Origin of the sequence: Sinorhizobium sp. BJ1 (assembly GCF_002531555.1) — a bacterium.
Lineage (GTDB): Bacteria > Pseudomonadota > Alphaproteobacteria > Rhizobiales > Rhizobiaceae > Sinorhizobium > Sinorhizobium fredii_B.
On the sequence record NZ_NWTH01000006.1, the window covers coordinates 1 to 24,798 of the forward strand.

General features: G+C 59.3%; 17 protein-coding genes and 2 pseudogenes. 7 read left to right on the forward strand and 12 right to left on the reverse strand.

The window, feature by feature from the left end:
* Positions 1–56 precede the first annotated feature (56 nt).
* A complete protein-coding gene (locus tag CO676_RS10685; RefSeq protein ID WP_097520857.1) occupies positions 57–1,400 on the forward strand; it encodes a sigma-54 dependent transcriptional regulator in 1,344 nt (447 codons plus the stop codon).
* Between the two features lie 107 nt (positions 1,401–1,507).
* Here CO676_RS10685 and CO676_RS10690 read toward each other — a convergent pair whose 3' ends face one another.
* The 5 genes from CO676_RS10690 to CO676_RS10710 form a co-directional block, all read right to left on the reverse strand.
* Positions 1,508–3,259: a sulfatase-like hydrolase/transferase gene (locus CO676_RS10690; RefSeq protein ID WP_097520859.1), complete on the reverse strand. Its 1,752-nt coding sequence runs from the start codon at positions 3,257–3,259 to the stop codon at positions 1,508–1,510.
* A gap of 309 nt (positions 3,260–3,568) precedes the next feature.
* On the reverse strand, positions 3,569–5,878 hold the full coding sequence (locus CO676_RS10695) for an AGE family epimerase/isomerase (RefSeq protein WP_097520861.1): 2,310 nt from the start codon (positions 5,876–5,878) through the stop codon (positions 3,569–3,571).
* Positions 5,879–5,908: 30 nt separating this feature from the next.
* A complete protein-coding gene (locus tag CO676_RS10700; protein WP_097520863.1) occupies positions 5,909–7,465 on the reverse strand; it encodes a phosphomannomutase/phosphoglucomutase in 1,557 nt (518 codons plus the stop codon).
* Positions 7,466–7,522: 57 nt separating this feature from the next.
* Complete coding sequence (locus CO676_RS10705; protein WP_097520864.1) at positions 7,523–8,293, reverse strand: response regulator transcription factor; 771 nt, start codon at positions 8,291–8,293, stop codon at positions 7,523–7,525.
* 517 nt (positions 8,294–8,810) lie between these two features.
* Positions 8,811–10,049, reverse strand: a complete 1,239-nt coding sequence (locus CO676_RS10710; protein ID WP_097520866.1) for a glycosyltransferase family 1 protein — start codon at positions 10,047–10,049, stop codon at positions 8,811–8,813.
* A gap of 448 nt (positions 10,050–10,497) precedes the next feature.
* On the opposite strand from CO676_RS10710, the gene CO676_RS10715 reads away from it, so the two are divergent.
* Together CO676_RS10715 and CO676_RS10720 are read left to right on the forward strand one after the other, a co-directional pair.
* Complete coding sequence (locus CO676_RS10715) at positions 10,498–11,619, forward strand: glycosyltransferase family 1 protein (RefSeq protein WP_097520868.1); 1,122 nt, start codon at positions 10,498–10,500, stop codon at positions 11,617–11,619.
* A 78-nt stretch (positions 11,620–11,697) separates the two neighbouring features.
* Positions 11,698–12,529, forward strand: a pseudogene (locus tag CO676_RS10720) (IS5 family transposase).
* A 19-nt stretch (positions 12,530–12,548) separates the two neighbouring features.
* On the opposite strand, the gene CO676_RS10725 reads toward CO676_RS10720, so the two are convergent.
* Entirely contained in the window at positions 12,549–13,784 is a 1,236-nt protein-coding gene (locus CO676_RS10725) for a glycosyltransferase (protein WP_097520870.1), read from the reverse strand.
* A gap of 303 nt (positions 13,785–14,087) precedes the next feature.
* On the opposite strand from CO676_RS10725, the gene CO676_RS10730 reads away from it, so the two are divergent.
* Entirely contained in the window at positions 14,088–14,978 is an 891-nt protein-coding gene (locus CO676_RS10730) for a glycosyltransferase family 2 protein (RefSeq protein WP_097520872.1), read from the forward strand.
* A complete protein-coding gene (locus tag CO676_RS10735; protein WP_097520874.1) occupies positions 14,978–16,432 on the forward strand; it encodes a polysaccharide biosynthesis/export family protein in 1,455 nt (484 codons plus the stop codon). The genes CO676_RS10730 and CO676_RS10735 overlap by 1 nt, the downstream gene beginning before the upstream one ends.
* A 112-nt stretch (positions 16,433–16,544) precedes the next feature.
* Here CO676_RS10735 and CO676_RS36010 read toward each other — a convergent pair whose 3' ends face one another.
* Entirely contained in the window at positions 16,545–16,850 is a 306-nt protein-coding gene (locus CO676_RS36010; protein WP_097520876.1) for a hypothetical protein, read from the reverse strand.
* Between the two features lie 179 nt (positions 16,851–17,029).
* Between CO676_RS36010 and CO676_RS10745 the strand changes: the two genes are divergently transcribed.
* Complete coding sequence (locus CO676_RS10745; RefSeq protein WP_097520878.1) at positions 17,030–18,544, forward strand: ISNCY family transposase; 1,515 nt, start codon at positions 17,030–17,032, stop codon at positions 18,542–18,544.
* 169 nt (positions 18,545–18,713) lie between these two features.
* Here the strand turns inward: CO676_RS10745 and CO676_RS10750 are convergent.
* The 3 genes and pseudogenes from CO676_RS10750 to CO676_RS10760 all read right to left on the reverse strand — a co-directional run.
* A pseudogene (locus CO676_RS10750) lies at positions 18,714–20,184 on the reverse strand (IS66 family transposase); the annotation flags it as partial.
* Between the two features lie 107 nt (positions 20,185–20,291).
* Positions 20,292–20,615, reverse strand: coding sequence for an IS66 family insertion sequence element accessory protein TnpB (gene tnpB / locus CO676_RS10755; RefSeq protein WP_348628063.1), 324 nt, complete (start codon positions 20,613–20,615; stop codon positions 20,292–20,294).
* On the reverse strand, positions 20,599–20,916 hold the full coding sequence (locus tag CO676_RS10760) for a transposase (protein ID WP_097520880.1): 318 nt from the start codon (positions 20,914–20,916) through the stop codon (positions 20,599–20,601). The genes tnpB and CO676_RS10760 overlap by 17 nt, the downstream gene beginning before the upstream one ends.
* A 558-nt stretch (positions 20,917–21,474) precedes the next feature.
* Here CO676_RS10760 and CO676_RS10765 point away from each other — a divergent pair.
* Entirely contained in the window at positions 21,475–21,792 is a 318-nt protein-coding gene (locus tag CO676_RS10765) for a hypothetical protein (RefSeq protein ID WP_245424297.1), read from the forward strand.
* Here CO676_RS10765 and CO676_RS10770 read toward each other — a convergent pair.
* The gene (locus CO676_RS10770) at positions 21,780–22,631 is read right to left on the reverse strand and encodes a sugar transferase (RefSeq protein WP_245424298.1); all 852 of its coding nucleotides are present in this window, start codon (positions 22,629–22,631) and stop codon (positions 21,780–21,782) included. The genes CO676_RS10765 and CO676_RS10770 overlap by 13 nt on opposite strands.
* A gap of 229 nt (positions 22,632–22,860) precedes the next feature.
* Positions 22,861–24,765, reverse strand: a complete 1,905-nt coding sequence (locus CO676_RS10775; protein ID WP_097520883.1) for a Wzz/FepE/Etk N-terminal domain-containing protein — start codon at positions 24,763–24,765, stop codon at positions 22,861–22,863.
* Positions 24,766–24,798: the final 33 nt, after the last annotated feature.

Sequence of the window (24,798 nt, forward strand, 5' to 3'; positions counted from 1 at the left end):
CCTGCGCCACGACAGCTTGCGGCAATCAATGGCACGTTGAAAAGGGGTAAGGCCGAATGAGTGAAAGCCGCGTCCTGCTTGTCGACGACGAGGAGGAGCTTCGCCGCTCGAGCGCACAGGCACTGGAGCTCGCAGGCTTCCACGTCGACACCTTCGCCAGTGCCGAGCGGGCGCTCGAGTTCATCGGCTTCAGTTTTCAGGGCGTCGTCATCAGCGACATCCGCATGCCGGGCATGGACGGAATGACCTTCCTGCAGCGCATTCGCGAGATCGACCCGGAACTGCCGGTCATCCTGGTGACCGGCCATGGCGACGTTCAGCTGGCAGTGCGGGCGATGCGCGAGGGGGCCTATGACTTCGTCGAGAAGCCCTTTACGGCCCAGACGCTTGCCGGCACCATCCGCCGCGCCCTCGATTGGCGTGGCCTCGTGCTGGAAAACCGCAGGCTGCGGGCCGTTGCCGGAAAGCGCGACGACATCGAACAGCGTCTGCCCGGCCGAAGCCAGGTTATGGTCGATCTGCGCTACCGGGTCCGCGCGATCGGCGCATCGGACGCCGACACGTTGATCATCGGCGATACCGGCGTCGGCAAGGAAGTCGTCGCCCGCGCGCTTCATGATCTGAGCAGCCGGGCCAACAGTCCCTTCATCGCCATCAATTGCGCGGCCCTGCCGCAAAACCTGATCGAAAGCGAGCTCTTCGGCCATGAGCCCGGGGCGTTCCCGGGTGCCCTCAGGCCGCGCTACGGCAAGTTCGAACATGGACGCGGCGGCACGATCCTGCTCGACGAAATCGGCTCGATGCCTTTCGATCTCCAGGCGAAATTCCTGCGTGTGCTGCAGGAAAGGGTGATAACCCGGCTGGGCTCAAACGAGCACGTGCCGCTCGATGTGCGCTTCATCGCGACAAGCAAATTGGAACTGGAGCCGGAGGTCGCCGAAGGCCGCTTCCGAGCCGACCTGCTCTACCGTTTGAATGTCGCGACGCTGCACGTGCCGTCGCTCGCGGAGCGCCGCTCCGATATCCCGCTTCTCTTCATGCAGCTCGTGCGTGAATCCGCCGCCCGCTACGGCCGCGATGACATCGAGATCTCACCGTCGCTCGCCTCCGAAATGGCGGCACGCGACTGGCCGGGCAACGTCCGCGAACTCCGCAATGCTGCCGAGCGTCTGGTGCTTGGGCTTGAAACCCAACGCGACGATGCATCCTCGCCCTCAAACGGCTCGCGCCTTGCCGAACGGGTCGCCGCCTTCGAAAAGAATGTGATCGCCAGTGCGCTCGCAGCGCATGGGGGCGCGCTGAAGCCGGTTTATGTATCGCTCGGCATCTCTCGCAAGACGCTTTACGAGAAGATGCAGAAATTCGGGCTCGACAAGCGGGCGCTGATGGACGAGCCGTGAGCGCCCGCTTGTCAAGCCCGAACGAGTTTAAGTACAAGTGGAACAGCGCTCTCAGGTCTCCAGTCCACGTCCTTCGGCAGTCCGTGGCAAGACCAGGATGCCCGCTGTCAGTGCAGGCTGGCAGCGTCACAGAGAACTTTGTCTTCGCATATGCCTGCGGAAGTATCCGCGAGCCCGCTTATGAGGGCGTCCAGCGAGCGATACCGCTTTTGTAGTAGCAGTGGGTTAGCCGAGTGCCATGTAGGCTGCGTTGAGAACAAGCCGAGAATATCGTCGGATACGAATTGTGGCTCCCAGGTGAGGGCGCGCAGCAGCGAGTCTTCGTAGCGCGTCGCGATCTCGGATGGCTTATACCCCATAAGCTCCAGCACGGTCGGCGCAATCGCGAAATGAGTTGCGTGGCCGCGGTATCGCTCAGCAACGCCTTGGAACCTATTTTGAAGTTTGGGGTCCCCAGACAGGACAATCAGTGGAACGATAGCCTCGTGCGGATCGACATTCGCGGAAGTGGTGCAATGCGTCAGACGGCCAGGGGTGAAGTTCTGCCCGTGATCGGACGTGTAGATGATGGTTGCGTCGCTCAAGTCCGCTTCGCGGATCATTCTGGATATTGTCCTATCGGTAGACCAGCGCACGGCCTTTGCGTAGGTCTGGAGTTCCGTGGTGAAGATGCGTGCATCGGCCCCGGCAGCTTGCGGCATGTCGGGCGGAAGCCCCTCAGGCGATCCGTCGCTGTATGGGAAATGCGCGCCATTCTTGTTTGCATAGATGAAAACAGGACCTCCGGCGCTCATTTCCTCAAGCGCGATCCGAACGAGTTCGTCATCGACAGCATGCAACGGAAATGTGCTGTCAAACTTGTAGAATCGATCGATCAACAGAGCCTCGGCCGGCGTCATGTAGTTTTGGAGTTTGCCACCAACGGCGTTGAAGTGGCTTCTGGGCTGTGCATCGATGAAAACCGTGCGGTAGCCCGCCGCCTTGGCGTATTGCCACACCGTCGGGCTCGTGTGGACAGAGCGGACAAGGTCGCGGCGATCAACCATGAACCGAAGCATCGCATTCGACAGGTGGGAGCAATTGCCGCTCGATACTGCCGGACTGAAGTCGATCAAACGCTCCCGAAGGCTAGCCAGCTCCGGAGTAATCGTATTTCCATGCTCGAGGCTTACGAAATCGGAGCGAATGCTTTCATCGACAACGAGCACCACGGCACGCGCTAACGGCGGTCCTGGTATCATCGATACGGCCTGTCGCTCCTCGAAGGCGCCGGTATTGATCTTGTAAGCTGCGACTGCGGCCAGCGAAAGCGGAGCGAACTGCTTGGGCATTGCTTGAGAGCCTTTGCCGTCCCTGGCAATGACGACGCCTGCTATAAGAAGAACCGGCAGCATAGGCAGCCAGGGCGAGCAGTAGCGGGTCATGCGCACGCGCCACGGTCCAATGGAGGGAGGTATTGCGATTGCCACGATGCCTAACGCGAAAACGGCGATAGAGGACCAGACCGCATCCGAATAGAACTCTGAGGCTCTGTGCACTTCATGGCGAGCGGCCCAAAAGTTCAGAACATCGAAGATGGAGAACTCAGAGCCTTGCACCAGATAATAGCCATGCGCAGCAGCGCTCGAAATCGCCAGCGGGATGGCCCAAAGGAGCCGCACGAGCAGACTGGGCTGGAAGGCAGCAGCCAACGCGGCGACCAGTGAAACAAGCCAGATCAAGCTGAAGATTGTCAAACTCAACAGGCGCTCGTCGACCAACATCACTTGTAGCCGTTCCGTCACGCCGTGATTGGTAAGGACGACCAATATGAGCAACAGCCCACATTTCAGAGCAAACCAGGTGCTGCACTTCGCCATCAACGCCCCCCAATACACCCCTTGTCAAGACTTACGCCAAGCCGCGCACCCGCTCACATCTCTGGGAAATCTGCGCGCTTTCGCCCCGCAGCGTATTCAATTCTATTGCCGGCTGACCATTCATAAAGTTGTCACAATGGAGGTCGGTTCCCCCCGAAGGAGTGGATGTTCGGCCGATCGATTATACCAAGGAGGGATTGCGGAACGGGGCCCCCGTCAGCGCTTCCGCCTTGTCGCGCTCGCGCCTTTTTCAGATGCCGGAGGCATCACTGTTGCGTAGTGCTATGTCTGCTCTTCTCGGATCCAACTTCACGCTGTTGCCCTGTCAACCGAGGCAGAAGGATCCGCGGCGGTGATGGTTTGCGGACAGGCAGGCAATTGGTAGATGATCACTGCCCCTTCCGTCTTGTCGAGATACTGCATGAGCGCCGTTACGAGGTGATAGAAGACGGACGCTGGGACTTCGTTTGCAACGATCCTGCCCTTTTCGTTGATGCGGTCGACCCACATGCCGAGCGGAGCCGGGTCGATGTGCCAGCGGAACAAACGTCCGACGCGGGCCTCGATCTCAGGCTTGAGGTCCGGTCCGCCGGTGCCTTCGAGCGCGAGTGCGGCCTTGACCGCCTCGGCCTGCGGCCAGCTGCGCGAGGTCAGGTCGAGCGGCAGGCCGGACCGCGAGACCGCGCCATAGGCCAACCCGGTCGAGCGGTTGAGCCCGTTGGCAATCGCGGAGGCGTAGAGCTTGCGGGCAAAGGCAATCAGGTCCGTCTGCCGGCTCTTGTTGGCGAACTCGACCAGCAGAGAGGCCCATTCGAAGTGATGCCCCGGCTCGGTCCACAGGCCCTGTTCGCCGGCGGCCGGCTTCCAGGAGCCGTCGAAATACTCGCCGAGCGTCCAGCTGTCGGCATCGAAGAAATGGCTGCGGAACAGATCGATGATGCGGGCGGCCCGGCGTAGATAGCCGCGCTCGCCGGTTGCCGTATGCCAAGCGAGAAACGCTTCAAGCAGATGCATGTGCGGGTCGGTTCGGCGCAGCTCGGTACCGTCTGAAGTCTCCAGAAAGCCGGTCAGCCTCTCGTCCTCCAAGTGCGCGTCGAGAAAAGCGAAGGTCTCTTGGCTGAGCCGCAGCGCGTCCGGATTGCCGGCCTGGTGGGCGTGGGCGAGCGCCAAGAGCACACAGGCATGATCGTAGGCGTCCTCGCAGGGGTCGGCGATCGTGCCGTCGACATGAAGCACCCGCGCCCAGCCGCCGCGTTGCGTGCGGCCCTTTTCCATGAATGCTATCCCGTGCTCGATCAGTCGGTCGGCATCGCCGTCCCAGCCGCGCAGCTTGGCCACGGAAAAGGCGTAGACCTGGCGTGCCATGGTGCGCATCCGCTTCGGCCTCATCAGCGGCGCGGCCTCGAAGCTCAGTGCTTCATGGAAGCCGCCATGGAATTCATCGACGCCCGCCGTCGACCACAGCGGCAGCGTTTCCTCGAATAGCCAGTGGGCGACCCGCTGTCGCCAGACGCCGGGCAGCAGCACGCGGTCGTGGGCCGGCGTAAACTTTGTCTCAAGCCGACCGCTCTTCTCCAACTGCTCGACGATGCGTTTGACGTCCTGGCTCTTGTCGACGGGCGCCACGAAGGTCGCGTCAGCCGTTGCCACAATCGCGATATCCTTGAGCCCGATCGCGGAGAGCAGCCGACCCTGGCTGCGCAGGTAGGAGTGCTCGCAATCAATCGCGACGACGTCGCCGATCACCACATTTGCGTTCGCGTCAGTCGGACTGACGTCGAGCAGCGACTGCCAGGAGCCAAGATCGCTCCAGCGGAAGCTCGCCGGCACCATCGCGATGCCGCCGGCATGTTCCATGATGGCATAGTCGATCGAGACCGAGGGGATGGCCGAATAGAGCCCCACCGGCAGATAGGTACCCGACACCTCGCTCGTCGCCGCAGTGAAGGCGCGCTCCGCCTTTTCCCAGATTTCCGGCTGATGCTTGCGGAATGCCGCGCGCATGGCGCCGGCGCGAAACAGGAAGATACCGGCATTCCAAAAGAAGGTTCCGGCCGCGACATAGGCCTTCGCCGTCTCCAAGTCAGGCTTTTCGACAAAGCGCGCCACGTCGCGAACATCGCCCTCCCCGGTTGCCTCGATATAGCCGTAGCCGGTCTCCGGCTGGCTCGGCGGGATGCCGAAGATGACGATCCTGCCCGCTTCGGCGGCTGGCACGCCCTTTTCCACCGTTTCCCAGAACCGCTCATCCGTCGAAATTTCGTGGTCGGAGGGCACGACCAGAACGATTCCGTCACCGTGGGCGGCGATTGTCTCGAGTGCGGCTATCGCTACCGCGGCCGCGGTATTGCGGCCGATCGGCTCGAACATTGCGCGTCCGCCCGCCAGATCGATGTCGGCGATATCGGCGCGCACTCGCTCCGCATGGCGCTCCGAGGCGATCAGGTGCACCGGCGTGTCTCCGGCCGGGCGGGCTTTTAACCGTAGCGCGGTCCTGACCAGCATTGAGCCGTTGCCGGAAAGGTCATGGAATTGCTTGGGATTGTCCTCCCGCGATAGCGGCCAAAGCCGAGAGCCAACGCCGCCGCTCATCACAAAACAGGAAATCCGTACAGCCATACTATCGCCCCTTCCAGTGTCTCCGGCAGCCTAAATGGTCTGGTTGTAGGCGCCGACCTCCGCATGTTCCCTGAGCACGCCGTCGACCGCCTCGAACATGGCACGTTGGCGCGCTTCCGAGACGGGGCTTTCCACGACGACGACAAGCTCTGGCTTGTTGGAGGAGGCGCGCACCAGTCCCCAGGTGCCGTCCTCAACCATCACGCGCACGCCGTTGACGGTGACGAGGTCGGCTATCTTCTGGCCGGCAACGGGCAGCCCGTCACGTTGCATCGCCCTGAGCCGCTCCACGACGCGCTCGACCACGGCATACTTCACTTCATCGTCGCAGTGCGGCGACATGGTCGGCGAGCCCCAGGTCACCGGCAGCGCTCGGTAGAGCTGAGCCATGCTCACGCCTGGATTGCGGTCGAGCATCTCGCAGACGGCGATCGCGGTGATCAGCCCGTCGTCATAGCCGCGCCCGACAGGCGCGTTGAAGAAGAAGTGTCCCGACTTCTCGAAGCCCGCAATGGCGCCGAGTTCGGCGACCCGGCGCTTGATATAGGAATGGCCCGTCTTCCAGTAGTCGGTGCGGGCACCGTTTGCCTTCAGCACCGGATCGGTGGCGAACAGTCCGGTAGACTTCACATCGACCACGAACACCGAATCGGGATGCAAATCGGAAAGATCCCGTGCCAGCATCACGCCGACCTTGTCGGCGAAGATCTCCCTGCCCTCATTGTCGACAACCCCGCAGCGGTCGCCGTCGCCGTCGAAGCCCAGCCCGACATCGGCGCCGCTTTCCAGCACCTTGTCCCGGATGGCATGGAGCATCGCCAGGTCCTCGGGATTGGGATTGTAGCGTGGGAAGGAATGGTCGAGCTCACAGTCGAGCGGGATCACCTCACAGCCGATCCGCTCCAGTAGCTGAGGTGCGAAGGCGCCAGCCGTGCCGTTTCCGCAGGCTGCCACGACCTTCAGCTTCCGGGCGATGCGCTTGCCGCGGGTTAGGTCGTCGATATAGCGCTGACGGAAGTCCGGGACGAATTCATAGGCTCCGCCACCGGTCAGGTCGAAGTCGGCCTCCAGCACAATCCGTTTCAGTTCAGCCATTTCGTCGGGTCCGAACGTCAACGGCCGGGCCGTGCCCATTTTGACGCCGGTCCAGCCGTTCTCGTTGTGCGAAGCGGTCACCATCGCTACCGACGGCACGTCGAGCGCGAACTGCGCGAAATAGGCCATCGGCGACAACGCCAGGCCAATGTCCCTCACCCGCGCGCCCGCGGCCATCAGCCCACTGACCAAGGCCAGCTTGATGCCAAGAGAATAGGAGCGGAAGTCATGCCCCGTTACAATCTCCGGACCGGCACCCGAGCGCCGCATGAAGGTGCCGAGCCCCATGCCCAGAGCCTGCACGCCCATCAGGTTCAGCTCTGGCGGCTTCCCGATATCCGGCCGGCCAAACCACCACCGAGCGTCATACTCCCGAAACCCCGTCGGCCTTATCAGCGCAGTCGTTTCAAGAGCAAACCGGTCGGGCCCGGCTTCGTGGAGCGGCTCATGCGGCGAGCCTGATTCAAAACGAGCAAAATCCACCTGCACCATCTCGCATACCGCCGGCTGTTGAAACGATTGAAAAGAGCGTCGCTGCGGCAGCCATGGCTAGCCCAGTGCTCCGACCTCGGCTGGAAACATCTGGCTGGCCTTGTAAGCCACCTCAGTCCTGTTCGTGGCCTTCAGCTTTTTCATAATGTTCCGGACGTGCACCTTGACGGTGCTCTCATGCAGGTTGAGTTCGTGGGCAATGATCTTGTTTGCCTTGCCGCGCCTGAGCGCCTGGATGACCTCTTCTTGCCGCTGCGTGAACATCCCCGTGGCGGGCCGCGCCGCTTCCTCACCAGCATTTGTCACGGTGCGCCCGAGGACACTGCTCGCGGGAACAAATGTGCCCCCTGCCCGCACCAGATTGACGGCCTTCACACAGACTTCAAAGCCGATCGACGATGGAATATAGCCCCTGGCCCCGCACTCCAGCGCTTTCAGGATCTGGGCCAGTTCATCTATATCGGACAGGACCACGACGGGGTTCGGGCCAAATTCCGTCACCAGGTGTGCGAGGTCGGCCACAACGCTAGGATCGGTGACTTTTCGGCTGCCTATATTCCAGAGGATTGCCGCAACAGGTAGATGACAATCCTTGTCCTTCCGCCATTCGTCGATTGATTCGAGGGCCAAGACCTCGAGTCCCACCCCGTGCAGCACAAGGCACTGGGCCAGACATTGCCTGTCGAGCGTGCGATCGTCCAGAATGAGCAGAGCCGAGCCCGGCTGCGGCTTTTCACGTATTTCCTTACCTTCGTTTTCAGGAAAGGAATCGTGCGAAGGTTCAAATTTGAAAGCGGTATTGCTGTAGGTCCGAGTCACAGAATTCATGGTATTAACTCCCCGCTACATTAGTCGAACCAAGATGCGGCTGAAGAGCGGCTCTCATCACCATCCATGCGTGCAACCTATTCATGGAAATCCTGGCAATGTAAGTCTGCCGCAATTATTCAAAGTAATACTCAAGATACATTGTTATTTAGCCGGATTATAGCTTAACTCTTTGCCAAATAGACTCGGCACAACCAAACGTTAAATAATTGAAATTACTATTACTTCACAATCGACATGTCTATGCTGTCAGCGTTCACTGCATGCGGCGAGCCGACACATGATTATTGATGCTTCAGCACCTGCGGAGAATACGCGAGAGGCAAACGCCATTTTGCGCCCCCCTTTTCTCTGCGTGTTCATCATACATGGAGTAGAGCTAGACGTAAGACTGCTAAAAGGGACTAATGCGAATTCGGTATAGGCCTTCTTGAGAGTGCGGATGATTGCGCCGATTGTCGTCGGGTCTGATGTGGTACTCCCGCAACGGTGAGGGACTCCGCGCTCCGTACATTCGTCAGTGAATCGCAGGGGAGCCTGACGGGTCGATGTCTGCCATGAGTTCTAGATACGTCTCAGCGATCAGGCGCCACGAAAAGCTCTTAGCCCGAGCTTTGCCTTTGTCGATCAAACGCCGGCGCAGCCCGTCCTCATCGCGAAGCTGGCGGATCGCACTGATCCAAGATTCAGCCTCCTCGGGGTCAGCGTAGAGGACGGCATCGGCACAAATCTCCGGCAGACAGGGGGCAGTCGAGGCGACAAGGGGACAACCAATCGCCATGGCTTCGATGGCCGGCAAACCAAAGCCCTCGATACGGGAGGGGAAAAGGAAGCACAGCGCCTGCGAAAGCGCCTTGGCCAAGTCGTCATCACTGACGCGACCCAGCAGTCGGAGGTTCGATGGTCTCCGCGGTGCGAACTGCTCCAGCAGAGCAGCGTCTACATCTCCGGCCATATAGAGGTCGAGTCCCATCCGGTCTAATGCCGGAGCAAGTTTCAAGAGACGTCCTGTATTCTTGTATTTCTGCCGCTGGCCCAGGCAGAAAACGAAGGGCCGGGGGCCGAGGTCGATTGAAGACCGAGCCGAGTCCCATCGGGCGACATGATCGCTTCCATTGTAGGTAATGACAATCTTTTCGTAAGGCGCTACGCGAAAGCCGACAATGTGATCCCGCGAGAAGGCCGAGACGGTTGTGATCGCCGCCGCTCTGCGGCCGAGGACAGGAAGCATCAACCTGTGCGTCCAGCGAAACAGTCGCCCGTAGCTTTGCGGCATTAATCTTGTATGAAGGTCGTGAATGCACACAATTTGCCGTCGCACGGCCACCGGCGCAAGGTTGCAGAAGCTTAACAATCCGCCCCTCACGTACAATGGCAATTGCGCTTGTACCCAGAACTGCGGCAGCCGCGGTCGATTGTACTCCCGCACCACCCTCACCGGGATTGAGTTCAAGCGGAAATCTTCGGGCGGTTCGTGGGGTGCAACAATGGAAAGCTGGAGCCCACGCGTCAGCGGATGAGATTCCGTGATCAGCATGTCCAGCGCCAGGGTTACTTCTCGTGCATAACGCGCAACGCCAGTTGGCGACAGACCGATAAAATCGCCGTTGATGGTCCAACCTCGATTGACATCCGAAATAGCAGGCCCGAGAGCTAGGCCTTCCTTGAAGCATCCCTGCCGTTCCTCGTACGAGGGTGCGGTCGTCGGGGGAGTGCTGTGCTGCTCTAGAGGGACAGCGCCTCTGAAATCTGTCATATTTCCTGCTCCCCCCGACGATCTTGGCAGTCGGCCCGGCGCGAGAGACGGTCAAAATGACCCGGCAAATGGCCGTCGATCAAGTGGACGTCAAGTGGCTGGTCGTTTCATCGGCAGCAGACGTCGATCATGCCGCCGGCTCTCGTGCGTAATCACTTGGAAATTATCTCCACAGGCGCGTTCTCGAAACAAAGCCATTCGGCGTAGCGCGGCGCGCCCGCGGGAGAGTTTATCGTGCCGCCCTCGGCAATCTTGACGCCGGCGAGTAGGAGACTTAGCCGAAGGATGGTGGCCGACTAGCCTTTCGGCTGAGGCCGCAGGTACGACCGTGCCGTCGAGGAACCAAGCGGGCACTTACGCCTCGCCCAAGGGCTGATGGCGCACCAGGAGCAGAGGCCGGTGGTTTGCGCTAAGCTTGGTACCTGTGTGACGTGGGTGATGGCGAACAATGGAACGCTCGTGGACTATTAACGGACGCTTTCTGGCGCAGCCAGTTACGGGCGTCCAGCGATACGCCTTTGAGATCTTGCATGCCTTGGACGAACTGCTCGTCGAACCGTCCGCCCTCGCCGGCGGGCTCAAGATCGAACTGCTCGTTCCCGGCGAGGCAAGCGTGCCTTCCTTGAAAGCGATTTCCACCCGCATCGTCGCGCCAAAGTACGGTCAGCTTTGGGAGCAGACAGCGCTTCCAACTCACGTTCGAGGTGGGCTTCTCAGCTTCTGCAATACCGGCCCGCTGAGTGTTCGCAAGCAGATTGTGTGCATACACGATGTAAACACGCGAACCTACCCGCAGAGCTATTCGCTCCCTTTCCGGCTGCTCTACGGCTCCTTGATTCCTATTCTAGGCCGGAGTGTCGCGGCCATCGCGACCGTTTCTGACTACTCTGCTGGCGAGCTCGTCCGTTATCGAATATGCCGACCAGGCAAGATCAGAGTCATCCCGAATGGGCACGAGCACGCGGTCCGCTGGAAGCCGAGACATTCCAACAAAACGCTGGCCGTGGCGGGGCGGAACACGATCGTGGTCATCGGAAGCGCAATTCCTCACAAAAACGTCTCTCTGATCATCGGCATGGCCGAAAGCCTTGCCTCCGTGGGTTTGCGCATAGCGGTGGTGGGGATGTCCGACGCCCGCGTTTTCAAGGCCGCAGGTCGGCAGGTGTCGAATAGCAACGTCACGTGGCTCGGCAGGCTGTCGGACGAGGAACTGGCGGCGCTGCTGCAGGACTGCCTCTGCCTCGCGTTCCCCTCTTTCGTCGAGGGCTTCGGCCTGCCTCCGCTGGAAGCCATGACCATTGGATGCCCGGTGGTCGTGTCGGATCGCGCCAGCTTGCCGGAAATCTGTGCTGGAGCGGCCCTTTATGCTTCTCCAGAAAACGCGGAGGCTTGGTTCGACCGCTTCATGCGGGTGCGTAACATGCCCGGCGTGCGCGAAACGATGATAGAACTTGGGAGGGCGAGAGCGTCCCACTTCGAGTGGAAGACCTCCGCTGCCCGGTATCTCGAGGTAATGGCGGCCTTGGATGGACTGTCCTTGCCTCCCTATGAGGCCGTTGCTGGCTCATAGACTGCCTCAAAAAGAAGCGGGTGATTTCAATAGGGTTGTGATTTCCGTCGGATTTGCAAAGATTCGATGGAGCTCACGATGGCCTGGACTGAAATCACCCGTCGGCGCTATGCCCGGCGCGCGACCCGTTATGCAAGCGATCTGACGGATCGTGAATGGAGCCTGGTGCAGCCCCTTCTGCAGCGGCCAGACGTGTCGGGCGTCCCCGCACCACAGATTTTCGAGAGGTGTTGAACGCGCTGCTCTACATCGCCCCGACGGGTTGCCAGTGGCGTACGCTGCCGAAGGATTCCCCGCCCTGTTCAACCGTTCAGCGTTATTTTCTACGAATGGAGAGCAATGGGGTCTGTGGAGCCGGATCAACCATCATCTCGTGATGGAAGCAGGCGAGTTGGAAGGCAAGGAGGCCAGCCCGACGGCAGGCGTCAAGACAGCCGGAGCGAGCGTGAAAACCACCGAAAGCGGCGGCATTCGGGTTTATCATGCCGGAAAAAAGATCAAAGGACGCAAACGCCACATCCTTGTCGACACGCTCGGCCTGATGGTCGGTCTCATGGTCCATAGCGCTGACATTCAGGACAGGGACGGTGCTCCGACCACTTGAAATCCACTCCGCCAAAGATGGCCTTGGCTGCTGCATGTCTTTGCCGGAGGCGGCTATGCGGGTGACAAGCTGAAAAAGCGACTGCGGAAAATCGGGCACTGGACACTGGTCAAGCGATCCGACAAGGCAAAGGGCTTCGAGGTTCTACCGCGCAGATGGGTCGTTGAACGGACCTTCGCATGGCTCGGCAGATGCAGAAGCTGGCGAAGGACTTCGAAAAATCCGTCGCTTCCGCCGAGGCGTGGATAAATGATCGCCCACATACGCCTCATCACGCGCCGTCTCGCACGATATTGCTATCATTGACCCCTTTTCGAGTCCGACTCTAATACCTGACGTGGAAGGTGTAGGCCATCCCAAGAGCCTTGAGTATCGCCAGGTCGAAGCGGTCTTCCGAGAATCTTTCCGCATTGGATCGGCACGACTGCGGCGCGATCGATGACTCGTTCTGCTCAAAAGCGTCGACTGCTTCCTTGAGAGACCCCACCGACTGGTTGCCGAAGAGAATACCTGTCGGGTCCTCAATCTCGCCGAACGGCCGCACGATGTCGATCGCGCCCCCGCGGCCGAAAGCGATGAGCGGCGTTCCGCAGGCCTGTGCTTCCGCCAGAGCGATCCCGAAATCCTCGCATCCAGCAAACACCATCGCCTTGGCCTTGGCGACGGTCCTCACAAATTCGTGTCGTGGCAGATAACCTGTAAAGACGATATTGGAGCGGGCCATGGAACGGAGGCTCTGCGATTGTTGCCCCTCTCCCACCACCACCAACCGCCGGGAGGGCATCTCGTTGAACGCCTTGATGACGAGGTCCGTGCGCTTGTAAGGTGCGAGGTAGGACGCCGTCACGTAGTACTCGTCCTTGTCGGCGAGATATTCGAGTTCGTCGATGGCCACCGGCGGATACACGACTTGGGATTCCCTACCATAGATGCGCTGAATTCGGGAGCGTACATAGCTCGAATTCGCCAACATGAGATCGGGTCCGTGGGCGGTCCGCGTATCCCAGGTCCTCAGATGATGCAACAGATAGCGGTAAAGCAGACCCTTTGGACCAAATCCGAGCCGGCCCTGCTCCAGATAGGAAAACTGCTCGTCCCAGGCATAGCGAATGGGGCTGTGCACGTAGCATAAATGTGGTTGATCGGGCCGCGTAATGACGCCGCGCGCGAAAGCAGCAGAGGACGAGATGACGGCATCATAGCCGGTCACATCGAATTGCTCGATAAGAAAAGGGCAAAGAAAAAAGAGCGAGCGATAGTATCGCTGCACCATCGGCAACCGGTTGGCGAGGGAAGAATGAAATGCAACGTCCTGAAAATATTGCTCCTTTATGTCCTTCGGCAAGAAGTCGAACAGCGTGAAGACCTCCGCATTCGGGAATATTTGGCATATGCGTGAGAGCACACGCTCTCCACCACGGAAATTCGGGCACCAATCGTGTACGATGGCGATCCTTGCGTTACGATCCGCCAGAGCAAGCGGCAATTTGCTGCCAACGCGCCTCTGCAGTCCCTTTGGGCCAGATATCGTTTCCAGTTCGGCCCGGCGCATATGATGCATGTGGGAACCCTCCGCTTGGCGACTTAGGCTCCAGTGTCTCCGCGTGAATGCTGTTCTGAAGCGTCAGACAGCTTGGGTTCGGCAGTTGGACCCGGCAAGCTGACAATCGGGGGGTACGGGCTTTTGTCCTCGGCCGCGGGCATAGTCCAATTGCCTATGGGGCTACCTCTGACGGGGCAGCCCCCCGCGCTTCCATAGCCTTATTCGCAGGCTGTGCGACTGCCCCCGCTAGCCTAGGATGCCGAGTGCATGGGTTGCGAGAAAGCCCGTGCTTTGTGTCAGGCGTAGGAGACAGAGCGATCGATGAGACTGGTCGTGATCATTGCAACCTTCGGGAGGAAGGAGCAGCTTGTCCGCCTCTTAGAACATCTCGAACGGCAGGAAAGGCTGCCGGACGAGGTTATCGTGTCGGCGCCCGACGAGGAGCACATAAAGCCGGTTGAGAAGGGCAGTTTTCCGATCTCGTTTGTCTTCGGAAAGCGAGGATTATGTGCACAACGCAACCACGCTCTGAGTCATGCGTTGGGGCTCTTTGATGTGGTCACCTTCTTCGATGACGACTTTATTCCGCAGGATGATTACCTGCGCCTGCTCGAGGCGGCGTTTCAAGAGCGCCAGGATTGGGCAGTGGTGATGGGGCACGTCGTCAAAGACGGGGCGCGAACCGCAGGTCTCAGCTGGGCGGAAGGGCTGCAGACCCTGGCGGCCGAACGAGCGCAGGGCCCTATCACATCCAAAGTCGTTGATCATGTGGGTGCCTATGGCTGCAACATGTCAATTCGAGCGAAATTTATCGGGGATTTGCGCTTCGACGAGCGGCTGGTTCTTTATGGCTGGCAGGAAGACATCGATTTTACAAGTCAATTGAGACGATATGGCCGGGTCGTGGGGCTAAATACGCTTCGTGGCGTCCACCTCGGGCTTAAGGTGGGTCGTGTCAGTGGCGAGCGTTTTGGCTACTCCCAAGTGGTGAACCCGATTTACCTGATAAGAAAAGGTACCGTGCCCGCAAGTTTTGCGTTGCCTCTGATGGGCCGCAACATAGCCGCTAACCTTGTGCGCAGTCTTTGGCCGGAGCCATACGTTGACCGGCGAGGGCGACTAAGGGGCAATCTGATAGCCCTCCTGCATTTGTTGAAGGGCCGCATCGAACCCGAATACATTCAGAATATAGCCCCAGTGGAGACCAGATAATGCCCACTCTCCCACGCGCACCCTGCCCAAGGAAGCGCCCACGAACTAAGCGACCTGTTTCACTTGAATTGCAGTCTCTTGGGACGGCTCGCGTTTTGTCGAAACGCATCCGATGCTTCGTTGGCTGCCTCGCCTTGTCGGCTGCATTTTCAATCCTCCCGGCAGGCGGGCCGACCGCCGCTGTCGCCAACGATGAATATATCCTAGGACCTCAAGATAAGGTGCGGATCAAGATTTATGAATGGCGTGCCTCGCGCGATCTTATTTTTGAATGGGTGGGTCTGAACGATGAATTCACGGTTAGCGCGGGAGGGGCATTATCGCTGCCATTTGCCGGTGAAGTTCGGGCGGCCGGTCTTACGCCAAACGATCTCGCACGCGCGATCGGCGATGAACTGATGCGCAATATGGGTCTTGGGAGGCGCCCCGATGCATCCGTTGAAGTCGTTCAGCATAGACCATTTTATATCGTCGGGCATGTCATGCAGCCGGGGGAATTTCCCTACAGGCCGGAGCTTACGGTTCTCCAGGCGCTCAGCATCGCCGGAGGCCTGCGAACGAGAGAGGAAAGCATTGCCAGATTCGAGCGGGAGGTGATCCAGGGACGGGGTGATGTCAGTCTTCTCAGGCTGGAGAATCTCAATCTGCTGGCACGCAAGGCCCGCCTGGAGGCCGAGCTTACTGACGCCGAAAAAATTCAGTTTCCAAGCTCTTTGGTTTCACGTCAGGAGGATCGCGCAGTTTCGCTTCTTATGGAACAAGAACGGTCGATATTCCAGGCGCGCCGCGAGGGGTTTCAAACCCAGATTCGCGCCCTCCAGAACCTTCGCGAGTTTCTGGAGAAGGAGCTCGTATCGCTGGATGCACAACTTGTTTTCCACGACCGGCAGATCCAACTCATCCAGAAGGAGCTGAAGGACGTATCATCGCTAGTGTCCAAGGGCCTCGCGGCAGCTCCACGAGAGATGAATCTTGAACGCGGGCTCACACAGTACCAGAGCGAACGGCTGACCGCTGAAACGAGTCTACTTCGCGCGCGCCAGGAGATCAGCCGAACGGAGATCTCCATCCTGGAGCTGCGCAACCGGTACAAGAACGAAGTCACCGTAACGCTACGTGAAACACAAGCGGAACTCGACGCCTTGGGTCGCAGGGCAGAGACGGCATTTCAACTGCTCCACGAGTCAGAAATTTCCGGGCCTCGATTTCTGGCGCGTCGGGCGCAGGCCGCCAGCGCCAAGCCGGTCTATACAATCATGCGCGCGACAGACGGCGGCAGTGAGGAATTGCCGGCCATCGAGTCGAGCGTGGTCAGGCCCGGTGACACGCTCAAAGTCGAAATCCCCATGTCCGATCTGGATGATTTCGAGGGCGTCGGCTCTGGGCCGGCACCTTCGGACATGCCTACGCTCTCGATCGGCTCAAGGACGTCTTCAGAACCAACGGTCCAATAAGATTTACAATCGAGACTAGCGATCCCTGCGCGGCGAACGTCAGCCGCTGTGATATCTGGTCTAAAGGTGAGCGTCCGCCGAATGCATTTTTTCTGCTTTCGTCGAGGCGTAGTTAGAGGACGCGCTTTAACTCATCGGCAATGATGCGCTCGATCATTTCAGGATCGCATTGCTCGTCAATGAGAAACTGGCGGATCCCGCCGTCCCACGTCCGTATGTCCGCGAGAAGTTCCTGGAGGCCCTCTACACCATCGCCAGTCAAGCCTCTTGTATCGTATTCGCTTCCGTCACGGACGTGGACCATTTCGCCCTCGGCGATATTGTCCGAGTTGCTGGTGGCTTCCTCAAGCCGCTCGAGGTTCTCGCCGAGCATGCCCGCGACTTCTTTGAGCGTGTAGATAGTCTTCGAGCGGGCCATCACGCAGCCTCGTGCAGGTCTTTTGCCGGCGTCCACTGCCACGGTAGCAGTTCCTCAAGGCGAGCTGCAGCGCGACAACCAAGATGAGACGCGCATTGCCTCGCCGAAACTGTTCCCGAATATTCAACCGTTGCCTCACATAATTTGCTCCCTACCGAGGGGTATGAACAGGGGCGACTATGGGGCAGCTGAGCATGGCGACGAGGAAAGAACTGACGGCGGCGGTTTCGGAGCGTTATCGTGCTTCGACGCGAACGGAGAAGGCGAGAATTCTGGATGAGTTCGTCGTCATCACGGGTTTTCACCGCAAGCACGCGATGCGGCTGCTGCGGCGCCACGGGAGAGAGTCTACAGGTCGGCGAGCGCGGCCGCGGGTTTATGAAGAAGCGGAACGCAATGCGCTCATATTGCTGTGGGAGGCGTCTGACCGGGTCTGTGGGAAGCGGCTTAAGGCGTTGCTGCCCGTCCTTGTCGAGGCGATGGAACGGCACGGTCATTTTAACCTCGCGCCTGAGATCCGCGGCAAATTGCTGGCGATGAGCGCGGCGACGATCGACAGGACGCTGGGACCGATCCGAGAGGGCTTGGGACGTCCTCGACGGCGGCCCGCGGCGCACGCCCTGCGACGGAGCATTCCCATTAGAACGTCGGCGGATTGGGACAATCCGGCGCCAGGCTTCGTTGAGGCGGATCTCGTCGCCCATTGTGGCCCTTCGGCTCGCGGCAGCTTCATCCAAACCCTTGTTCTCACCGACATCGCGACTGGCTGGACGGAATGTGCGCCGCTGCTGGTTCGCGAGCAGACGCTGTTGAGCAGTGTGCTCACAGAATTGCGCAAGCAACTGCCGTTCGCGCTTCTCGGCCTGGATACGGACAACGACACCGTCTTCATGAACGAGACGCTGAAGGCTTACTGTGACGCCGCCAGTATCGTCTTCACGCGCTGCCGTCCCTACCGCAAGAACGACCAGGCCTTTGTCGAGCAGAAGAATGGCGCCGTGGTGCGCAGGATGGTCGGATATCGTCGGTTCGAGGGACTGGAGGCCGCGACGCTGCTAGCGAAGCTCTACCGATCAGCGCGGCTGTTCGTAAACTTCTTTCAGCCATCATTCAAATTGATCGCAAAGCAGCGCGACGGCGCTCGTGTGCGCAAGACGTATAGTCCGCCAGCCACGCCGCATCAGCGTCTGATTGCCGACGCTCGCACGTCAGATGCAGTCCGCTCCCGTCTGCAGGAAATCTACGCTGGGCTCGATCCTGTCCTGCTATTGCGCGATATTCGCGCCCTACAGGAGCGACTCGCTGCGCTTGCCGACACGCCGCCGGCCATGCGCACTGACGGGGTAGCTCAGCCGATCGACCTTTTCCTCGCGAGTTTGCGGACGGCCTGGAAGGACGGAGCTACCCGGCCGACGGATCGTCCGATTGTAAAAGCCAAAAGAGAGCGGCGGCGTCCTGACCCTCTCGTCAAGGCGACCGCCGACTTGCGAAGTTGGTTCGAAGCCGAACCATGGCGAACCGGCAGTGAACTTCTGTCACGCCTGCAGGCCGAGTATCCCGGCGATTACCCCGACAAACTGCTTCGAACACTTCAGCGCCGGCTGAAGGTCTGGCGTAGCGAACAGGCGGACGCGTTGCTGTTTGGCCCCTTCAACAAGGAGCTGCCGATCCACGAGATCGCCAGGCCGCACTGAGGTGCCGTAGCGCTCGCGAAGGAGGCCAGGCGCTGCGAAACCCCTGCCATCTCCGCGCCCGGCCTCCTTCGCCCCAACCCGGGAGCAAAATGAATGAGGCAACGTGCGAATATCGGGGAGCATCGTTAGGTGCGGCAATACGTGATCTCAGCCAGATTGTCGCTCTACAGCGATCCTTGGGATGATCCTGGATCCGCATCAGGACGTCTGTCAGATAGACCTCCGGATTGTGGCCATGTAGTTTGGCTGTTTCGATGATGGTCAGGATATTAGCGATGCGCTCTCCGCCCTTGTCTGATCCAGCGAGCAACCAATTTTTTCTTCCGATTCCGAGCGGTCTCATGGCGCGCTCGGCTATATTGTTGTCGATTTCGACGCGGCCGTCGTCGACGTAAACGCTCGATGCTGCCCACCGCGAGAGGGCGTATCGCATCGCTTCGGCCACCTTCTGTTTCTGCCGCAACGTCGGTAGCGTAGCCTCGATCCACACCTTCAGGTCCGCCAGAATGGGCTTGGCGTGTTGCTGGCGCAGTGTGCGTCGCTCGTCAGCCGGCATGCCGCGAATCCGATCCTCGATATCGTAGAGCGCGCCGATGCGAGACAGCGCCCCATCGGCGATCGGTGATGGCTTCAGCTTGATCGCATCATGGAACTTGCGGCGCACATGCGCCATGCAGGCCGCCTCGTTGATTTGGTTACCGTAAAGCTTCTTATAACCACCATAGCCATCGGCGTGCATCACGCCGCTGAAGGCAGCGAGATGGTCGGCCGGATGCGCACCCTTACGGTCGGGGCTATAGTAATAGGCGACGGCTCTGGAAGTGGGATATTGATAGCCGCTGCCATCAATTTTGTCTTTCCTCGCCCGGGGTCGAGAACGTCGACCGGGGTATCATCCGTATGTATTCGGTCGACCGCAGCGATATGCGCCCTGATCAGCGAGATGAGGGGCGACAGCAGAACGGATGCACGGCCCATCCAGTCCGCCATGACGGACCGGAGATGTCTATCCCCAGTCGGTCGTACATCTCGGATAGACGGCAGAGCGGGATGTGATCGTCGAACTGGGCGACCATGATATGAGCGAGCAAAACCGGTCCGGGCTTGCCTCGCTCGATCGGCAAGGTCGGCATAACGCCTGCCACCGTCGTATCGCAGTCCTTGCAGATCATTCGCTTTTCGACGTGGCGGACAATCTTCACGGACGCCGGTACGTGCTCCATCACCTGGACCACCTTGTCAGCCGCCTTGAGGAAAGACGTGCCACCACAGGTCGGACAATTGCAGGGCGGCGCATAGACCAGCTCTTCGGTTGGAAGATCACCCGGCAATGGTCTGCGCTTCGGCTTACCCGGTGCGTCGTCCAGTTCCGGCAAAGGGGTTTTCCCGGAGCGCATCTCAGCCTCTGCGCGGGAGGCCTCGATCTCCTCCAGCATCAGCTCAAATTGCTCGATCTTCCGATCTATCTTTTCCGAGGAGGGGCCATGCTGCCGATGGCGGAGCAGTTCCAGCTGCGCGCGCAGAAGGCTGATAATGGAGTCGCGTTTGCCGACCTCGGCTTCTTGCTCGCTGAGTCTGTTCAGCGACGAGCACGCGCAAAGCAGAAACTCGTCCTGACTGTCCAGCGGCGTTGTTTTCATGCCAGAAAACGTAGCCGATTTGCGCCTCAAGCGCTAGCATTCTGCCCGGATTCCCTTAGAAAATAAGGCGTTTACCCCGTTCGGCCGGGAGCGGACATCCACGCCGGTCAACGCCAGTCGATCCCCTCGACAAGCATGGAAAGTTGGGCCTGCGTCAGGTGCGCCACGCCATCCTTCGCCGTCGGCCAGGGAAAATATCCGCGCTCCAGAACCTTGTAGAACAGGCAGAACCCCTGGCCATCCCACCATAAAAGCTTGATCCGATCCGCGCGCTTGCCGCGGAACCCGAAGATGGCGCCTGACCCTGGCGCCTCCTTTATGACTGACTCGGCCAGCGCTGAGAGACCATCAATCCCACGACGCATGTCGGTCACCCCACAGGCCAAATAGAGCCGCACATCCCCCAATGGCCGATCATGCTGCCTCCACACAGGCGATCAACGATGCCAGCGTCTTTCGCTCAATGTCTGCTGGAACTTTCAAACCCCGACCGTTTCGTAGCAAGATCTTGATAAACACTGGCGTCGGCGAAGCCGCAGGCGTCTGCCCAAGGGTTACTTCGTCGACGAGCTGTACCGGAAGAAACGATGCTGACGCATCGAAGTGGCTAAGTGACTTCCGCCACAAACGGATCTGAGCCGGATAGATGTCATGGCGACGAGCTACATAGCCAATGCGAACGCCAGGCTGGTCCGCTTCTGCCAATATCTCTAGCTTAGCTTCTTCGACCATCGCCGCCTACGCTCAACGCCGGAAATGATCTCCATGCGAGCCATGCCAACCTCTCAGATCTGGTATTAATGTCAGCACTAATGCTGGTTCTAATGCCAGAACATCGCCTAACTGGCTCGTTCAGCAAAATCCGCTCACCGGAGGCTCACGTCTAAAGAGCGTCGTTGCCTGAATATTTAGTTCGCAACAAAATATCTACATGGCAGTGCGTTGCCTCGCTACCCGTGCATTTCGGCTCACGGCAGGACCTGATGAATGTGGCAGCGATCGCGTCCGAGCACCGGCAAGGGTGCCACAGGCGGAACGCAAAGTGAGCTGGGACAGATTTGCATTGCGGGCAAGATCAATTACAAATTCACTGAGAAGATCACAAGGCGTGCTTGAAGAGCCAAGCTACGTCGAGGGGCTATCGCGCTCAGACCATCGTGGCGTCAAAACGGCGACATGACTAAGAAAGTGATGGCATAACCCGGAGCGGACCGTTCACAAACTTTAGCGAGTCTGCTTTTCTGACTGCGTTGAACTCTCCCTTTTGGGACGACATCCAAGGAGGTTGTCGTGAACTGGAGCTTCTTTGCAGTTGGTGCGACCGGCGTGCTCATCGGCGCTCGCTTCCGGATACCCGCACTGCTCGCCGCATCCTGCGCGACTGTCGTTGCGAGCGTTACTTCAACGCAGCTACTGGGATTTTCAGACCAATGCACTATTTTTGCGACGCTGTACCTGGTTCTCACCTTGCAGGGCACCTATTTGATTGGGCTTCTTTGTGCGATTCTGTTGCACCGGCTTGGTCGTCGATCCCGACCTCTTCGAAAAGTGGTCGATGCTGACTCGGCGGACGGGCGGAGTATTCTTCCAGCGTCCTACGATGACTGATCGAATCTCATCACCGCGAAAGCTGTCCAAGTCAGGATGACTAGGTCGGTCCAAATGGACCAGTTCCGTACATACTGTGCGTCGAGGACCACTCGGCGCGCGTAATCGACGTCATTCCTGCCGCTTATCTGCCAAAGGCCTGTCAGACCCGGGCGAGTTTTCAGATACTCATCCGCGGCGGAACCATACCGCGACAATTCGTCGGCGACGATCGGGCGAGGCCCAACGCAACTCATCTCGCCTCGCAGGATGTTGATCAGTTGCGGGAGTTCATCGAGGCTGGACTTCCTCAGTATTTGGCCGAGCTTTGTAACGCGCGGATCGCGTTGGAGCTTTTGGGTCTCTCGCCACTCCTCGGCTGCTCGAGTATCGCATGCAAGATACTCCCCCAAGAGCTCATCCGCGTTCTCCACCATCGTTCGGAATTTGTAGCACTCGAACGGCTTGCCGTTGAAGCCGATGCGTCGATGGGAGAACAGGACCGGACCGCCGGTAATGACCTTGATGAGGAATGCTACAACGAGCATCAAAGGCAGAGCCAGAACGATGGCCGCCGACGCGACCATTAGGTCCAAACCTCTCTTCGGCCAGCCGCCAAGCGGGCTGAGATACGGTTCGTGCACTACTCGGATTGCCGTCGGTTGTCCTTCAGCGTCCGAAGCACCCTCCCTGGTGAAATCGGTCTCAATCCGATAGGACCGCCCATCGAACCTCGACCATTCTAGGGCCGCACCCGAAAATAAGGAACGGCGCACGCCCATCAATGAGGTGCTTCCACCTAAAAACCGGGCGACGATTCCGCGACGAAACGAGCGAATATCCGGAGTGTTGAATGTCATGATTTCAGCGATCTCTCGATATCTCACGCGCTATTTTTCAACCGTCTTCGCCGCGCGGCAAGAACGGCAAAGGGCGTAGTGCGTGTTGAAGTCGCCGCCGCTGTCTACTACTAAGTTCCTATCCGCATACCCGCTTCGAATGCGGCTCGTCGGCGATCGCGGCATGCCGGTCCGAGGCGCGGCGCCGCCTTCTGCCACCGGACAACTCGTTGAGGGGGCGGCGCTCGGATCAGTGCGCCGCTTCGGTGTCGCGCCTGCTATATTGTCGCGTCGACAAACTACGGACCTTCGTCATGACCACACCGATCACAGAGGTCTTGGTAACCTGCAAAATCCGTGAAAGCTCCACTGCGAGGTCCACGGGGGTCTTTCCCCATTCCACAACGACGAGTACGCCGTCGAGCGCGGAGGAAGCCGTCAAAGCGTGCACTCCAGATGTGAACGGAGGAAGATCGACAATGATGACCTCGTAGCTGTCGAGTTCATCGATCATGGCGTCCATGTGCTTGGGTGTTATCAGGCGGTGCGGGTCAGACACCGGACTTGGCAACAGATCGAATTGCAATCCTGGAACGGATCTGATTTGCCCTTTTATACTGTCGACGTTTTCGCCGGCCGATGCCCGTGAATGCACAAGACGTTTGGTCAGCGCAGAATGCAACACATCGGCATCGATAACGAGAGTTCGCATTCCGGAGACGGCGTACAGCGCCGCAAGATTGCTCGTGACGGTGCTCTTGCCATCACCCGGCGCGACTGACGTGATTCCGATACAGCGCAGCGGATGCGCGACATTGGCCAAGCTAATGGCGGATTGCGTTCTTCTTAGGCTCTGGCTGAACCGAGACTGCGGACGCCTGAGCACGTCATCCAGCTGACCCAAGCCTCCGGAGAAGCGCGCCGGTGGCAGTTCCCCGATGCAGTCGAGACCCAACTCATCCCTGATCTGCCGTGGCGTCCGTATTGTCCGGTCCAGCGTGTGGCGTGCAAATGCAAGCCCTACACCAGCCATTAGACCCGCCACTCCGCCCAAAACGAGAACCAGCTTCTCCCGCGGATGACTCGCAGCGAGCGGTGGCGTGGCAGGTGTGATGACGCGCGCGTCCGCTATCAGATAAGGTTGCTGATTCACGGAACTCGTGAAGGCAGCCAACAGGCTCTCGTACATCTTACGGTATGAGTCCGCGGTAACCTCAAGCTCCTCGAGGGTAGGTCCAGTGGGCGCTCCCCCTTCCCCTTCGCCGGACGCCACGACCTGCCCGTCGACGATCGTGGCCCCAAGTGGACGGCCGACGCTGTAGTCATGCTTTGTGCGGAACTCCTGGGTCATCTGTGTGGCCAGGTTCATCTGGGCGCGCACTTTCTCGATACGCTTCTCAAGCCAAGCCGTGCCTTCGCGCGCGGCCGCAGCTCTTGTCTCCAGTTGTTCGCGAACGAACGCTCCCGCCGTGGCATTGGCAACGTTTGCCGCCAGTTCCGGATCCAGAGAATTGAAGGTGATGTCGACCGCATAGGAGACGCCAAGGCGGTAGACGCTCAAGTCTTTTGCGAATGTCTCGACCACACGGCGCCTGCGTTTAAATTCCGATAGTTGTGCCGTGATGTCTAGTTCTGCCGAAACATCCGCTGTTTCCGCGGTGCCCGGCGCAGGGGAAGCGGGGGTCAGCATCGTCTGATGTTGCGAAATCTCGTTGAGTGAGAGCGCATCAACGGTCATCTCCCATAGCCGTTCGAAGCGTTCGACTATGCTCGGGCTGCTCGGCACGAAAGTTGCATTTTCGGCAAGGCCCAGCTCGTCGATTACCATAGAAGCAATCTTCTCGGATCTAATGACCGCGAGTTGGGTTTCGACCTGGGACGTGTCCAGCGACAAATTGATCTCGCCGGATTGCTGCTGGAGCAACTCGGGAATTTTGGGTTCGATGAGAATCTGAGTTCGAGCCGTGAATACTGGATCCGTCGTGGCAATGTAGAAGCTTGCGCCGACCAGTCCAAGCAACGGAAACGTGATAATCAGAATTATGCGCTGCCGGATGAATGAGGTGATGTCGGCAATTTCGATAAAATCGGAATCCCGCTCCCGTCCATGTAAATTGCGCTGGTTTGCCGCTGCCGACCACTGACGTTCTAGCATGGCCCCCACTCGAACTCCTGGTTGAACATTCGG

Excerpts from the sequence above, each read along its gene's own strand:
- CO676_RS10685 (WP_097520857.1), top strand. The coding sequence starts at position 57 with ATGAGTGAAAGCCGCGTCCTGCTTGTCGACGACGAGGAGGAGCTTCGC.
- CO676_RS10690 (WP_097520859.1), bottom strand. The coding sequence starts at position 3,259 with ATGGCGAAGTGCAGCACCTGGTTTGCTCTGAAATGTGGGCTGTTGCTC.
- CO676_RS10695 (WP_097520861.1), bottom strand. The coding sequence starts at position 5,878 with ATGGCTGTACGGATTTCCTGTTTTGTGATGAGCGGCGGCGTTGGCTCT.
- CO676_RS10700 (WP_097520863.1), bottom strand. The coding sequence starts at position 7,465 with ATGGTGCAGGTGGATTTTGCTCGTTTTGAATCAGGCTCGCCGCATGAG.
- CO676_RS10705 (WP_097520864.1), bottom strand. The coding sequence starts at position 8,293 with ATGAATTCTGTGACTCGGACCTACAGCAATACCGCTTTCAAATTTGAA.
- CO676_RS10710 (WP_097520866.1), bottom strand. The coding sequence starts at position 10,049 with ATGACAGATTTCAGAGGCGCTGTCCCTCTAGAGCAGCACAGCACTCCC.
- CO676_RS10715 (WP_097520868.1), top strand. The coding sequence starts at position 10,498 with ATGGAACGCTCGTGGACTATTAACGGACGCTTTCTGGCGCAGCCAGTT.
- CO676_RS10725 (WP_097520870.1), bottom strand. The coding sequence starts at position 13,784 with ATGCATCATATGCGCCGGGCCGAACTGGAAACGATATCTGGCCCAAAG.
- CO676_RS10730 (WP_097520872.1), top strand. The coding sequence starts at position 14,088 with ATGAGACTGGTCGTGATCATTGCAACCTTCGGGAGGAAGGAGCAGCTT.
- CO676_RS10735 (WP_097520874.1), top strand. The coding sequence starts at position 14,978 with ATGCCCACTCTCCCACGCGCACCCTGCCCAAGGAAGCGCCCACGAACT.
- CO676_RS36010 (WP_097520876.1), bottom strand. The coding sequence starts at position 16,850 with ATGGCCCGCTCGAAGACTATCTACACGCTCAAAGAAGTCGCGGGCATG.
- CO676_RS10745 (WP_097520878.1), top strand. The coding sequence starts at position 17,030 with ATGGGGCAGCTGAGCATGGCGACGAGGAAAGAACTGACGGCGGCGGTT.
- CO676_RS10760 (WP_097520880.1), bottom strand. The coding sequence starts at position 20,916 with ATGGTCGAAGAAGCTAAGCTAGAGATATTGGCAGAAGCGGACCAGCCT.
- CO676_RS10770 (WP_245424298.1), bottom strand. The coding sequence starts at position 22,631 with ATGACATTCAACACTCCGGATATTCGCTCGTTTCGTCGCGGAATCGTC.
- CO676_RS10775 (WP_097520883.1), bottom strand. The coding sequence starts at position 24,765 with ATGCTAGAACGTCAGTGGTCGGCAGCGGCAAACCAGCGCAATTTACAT.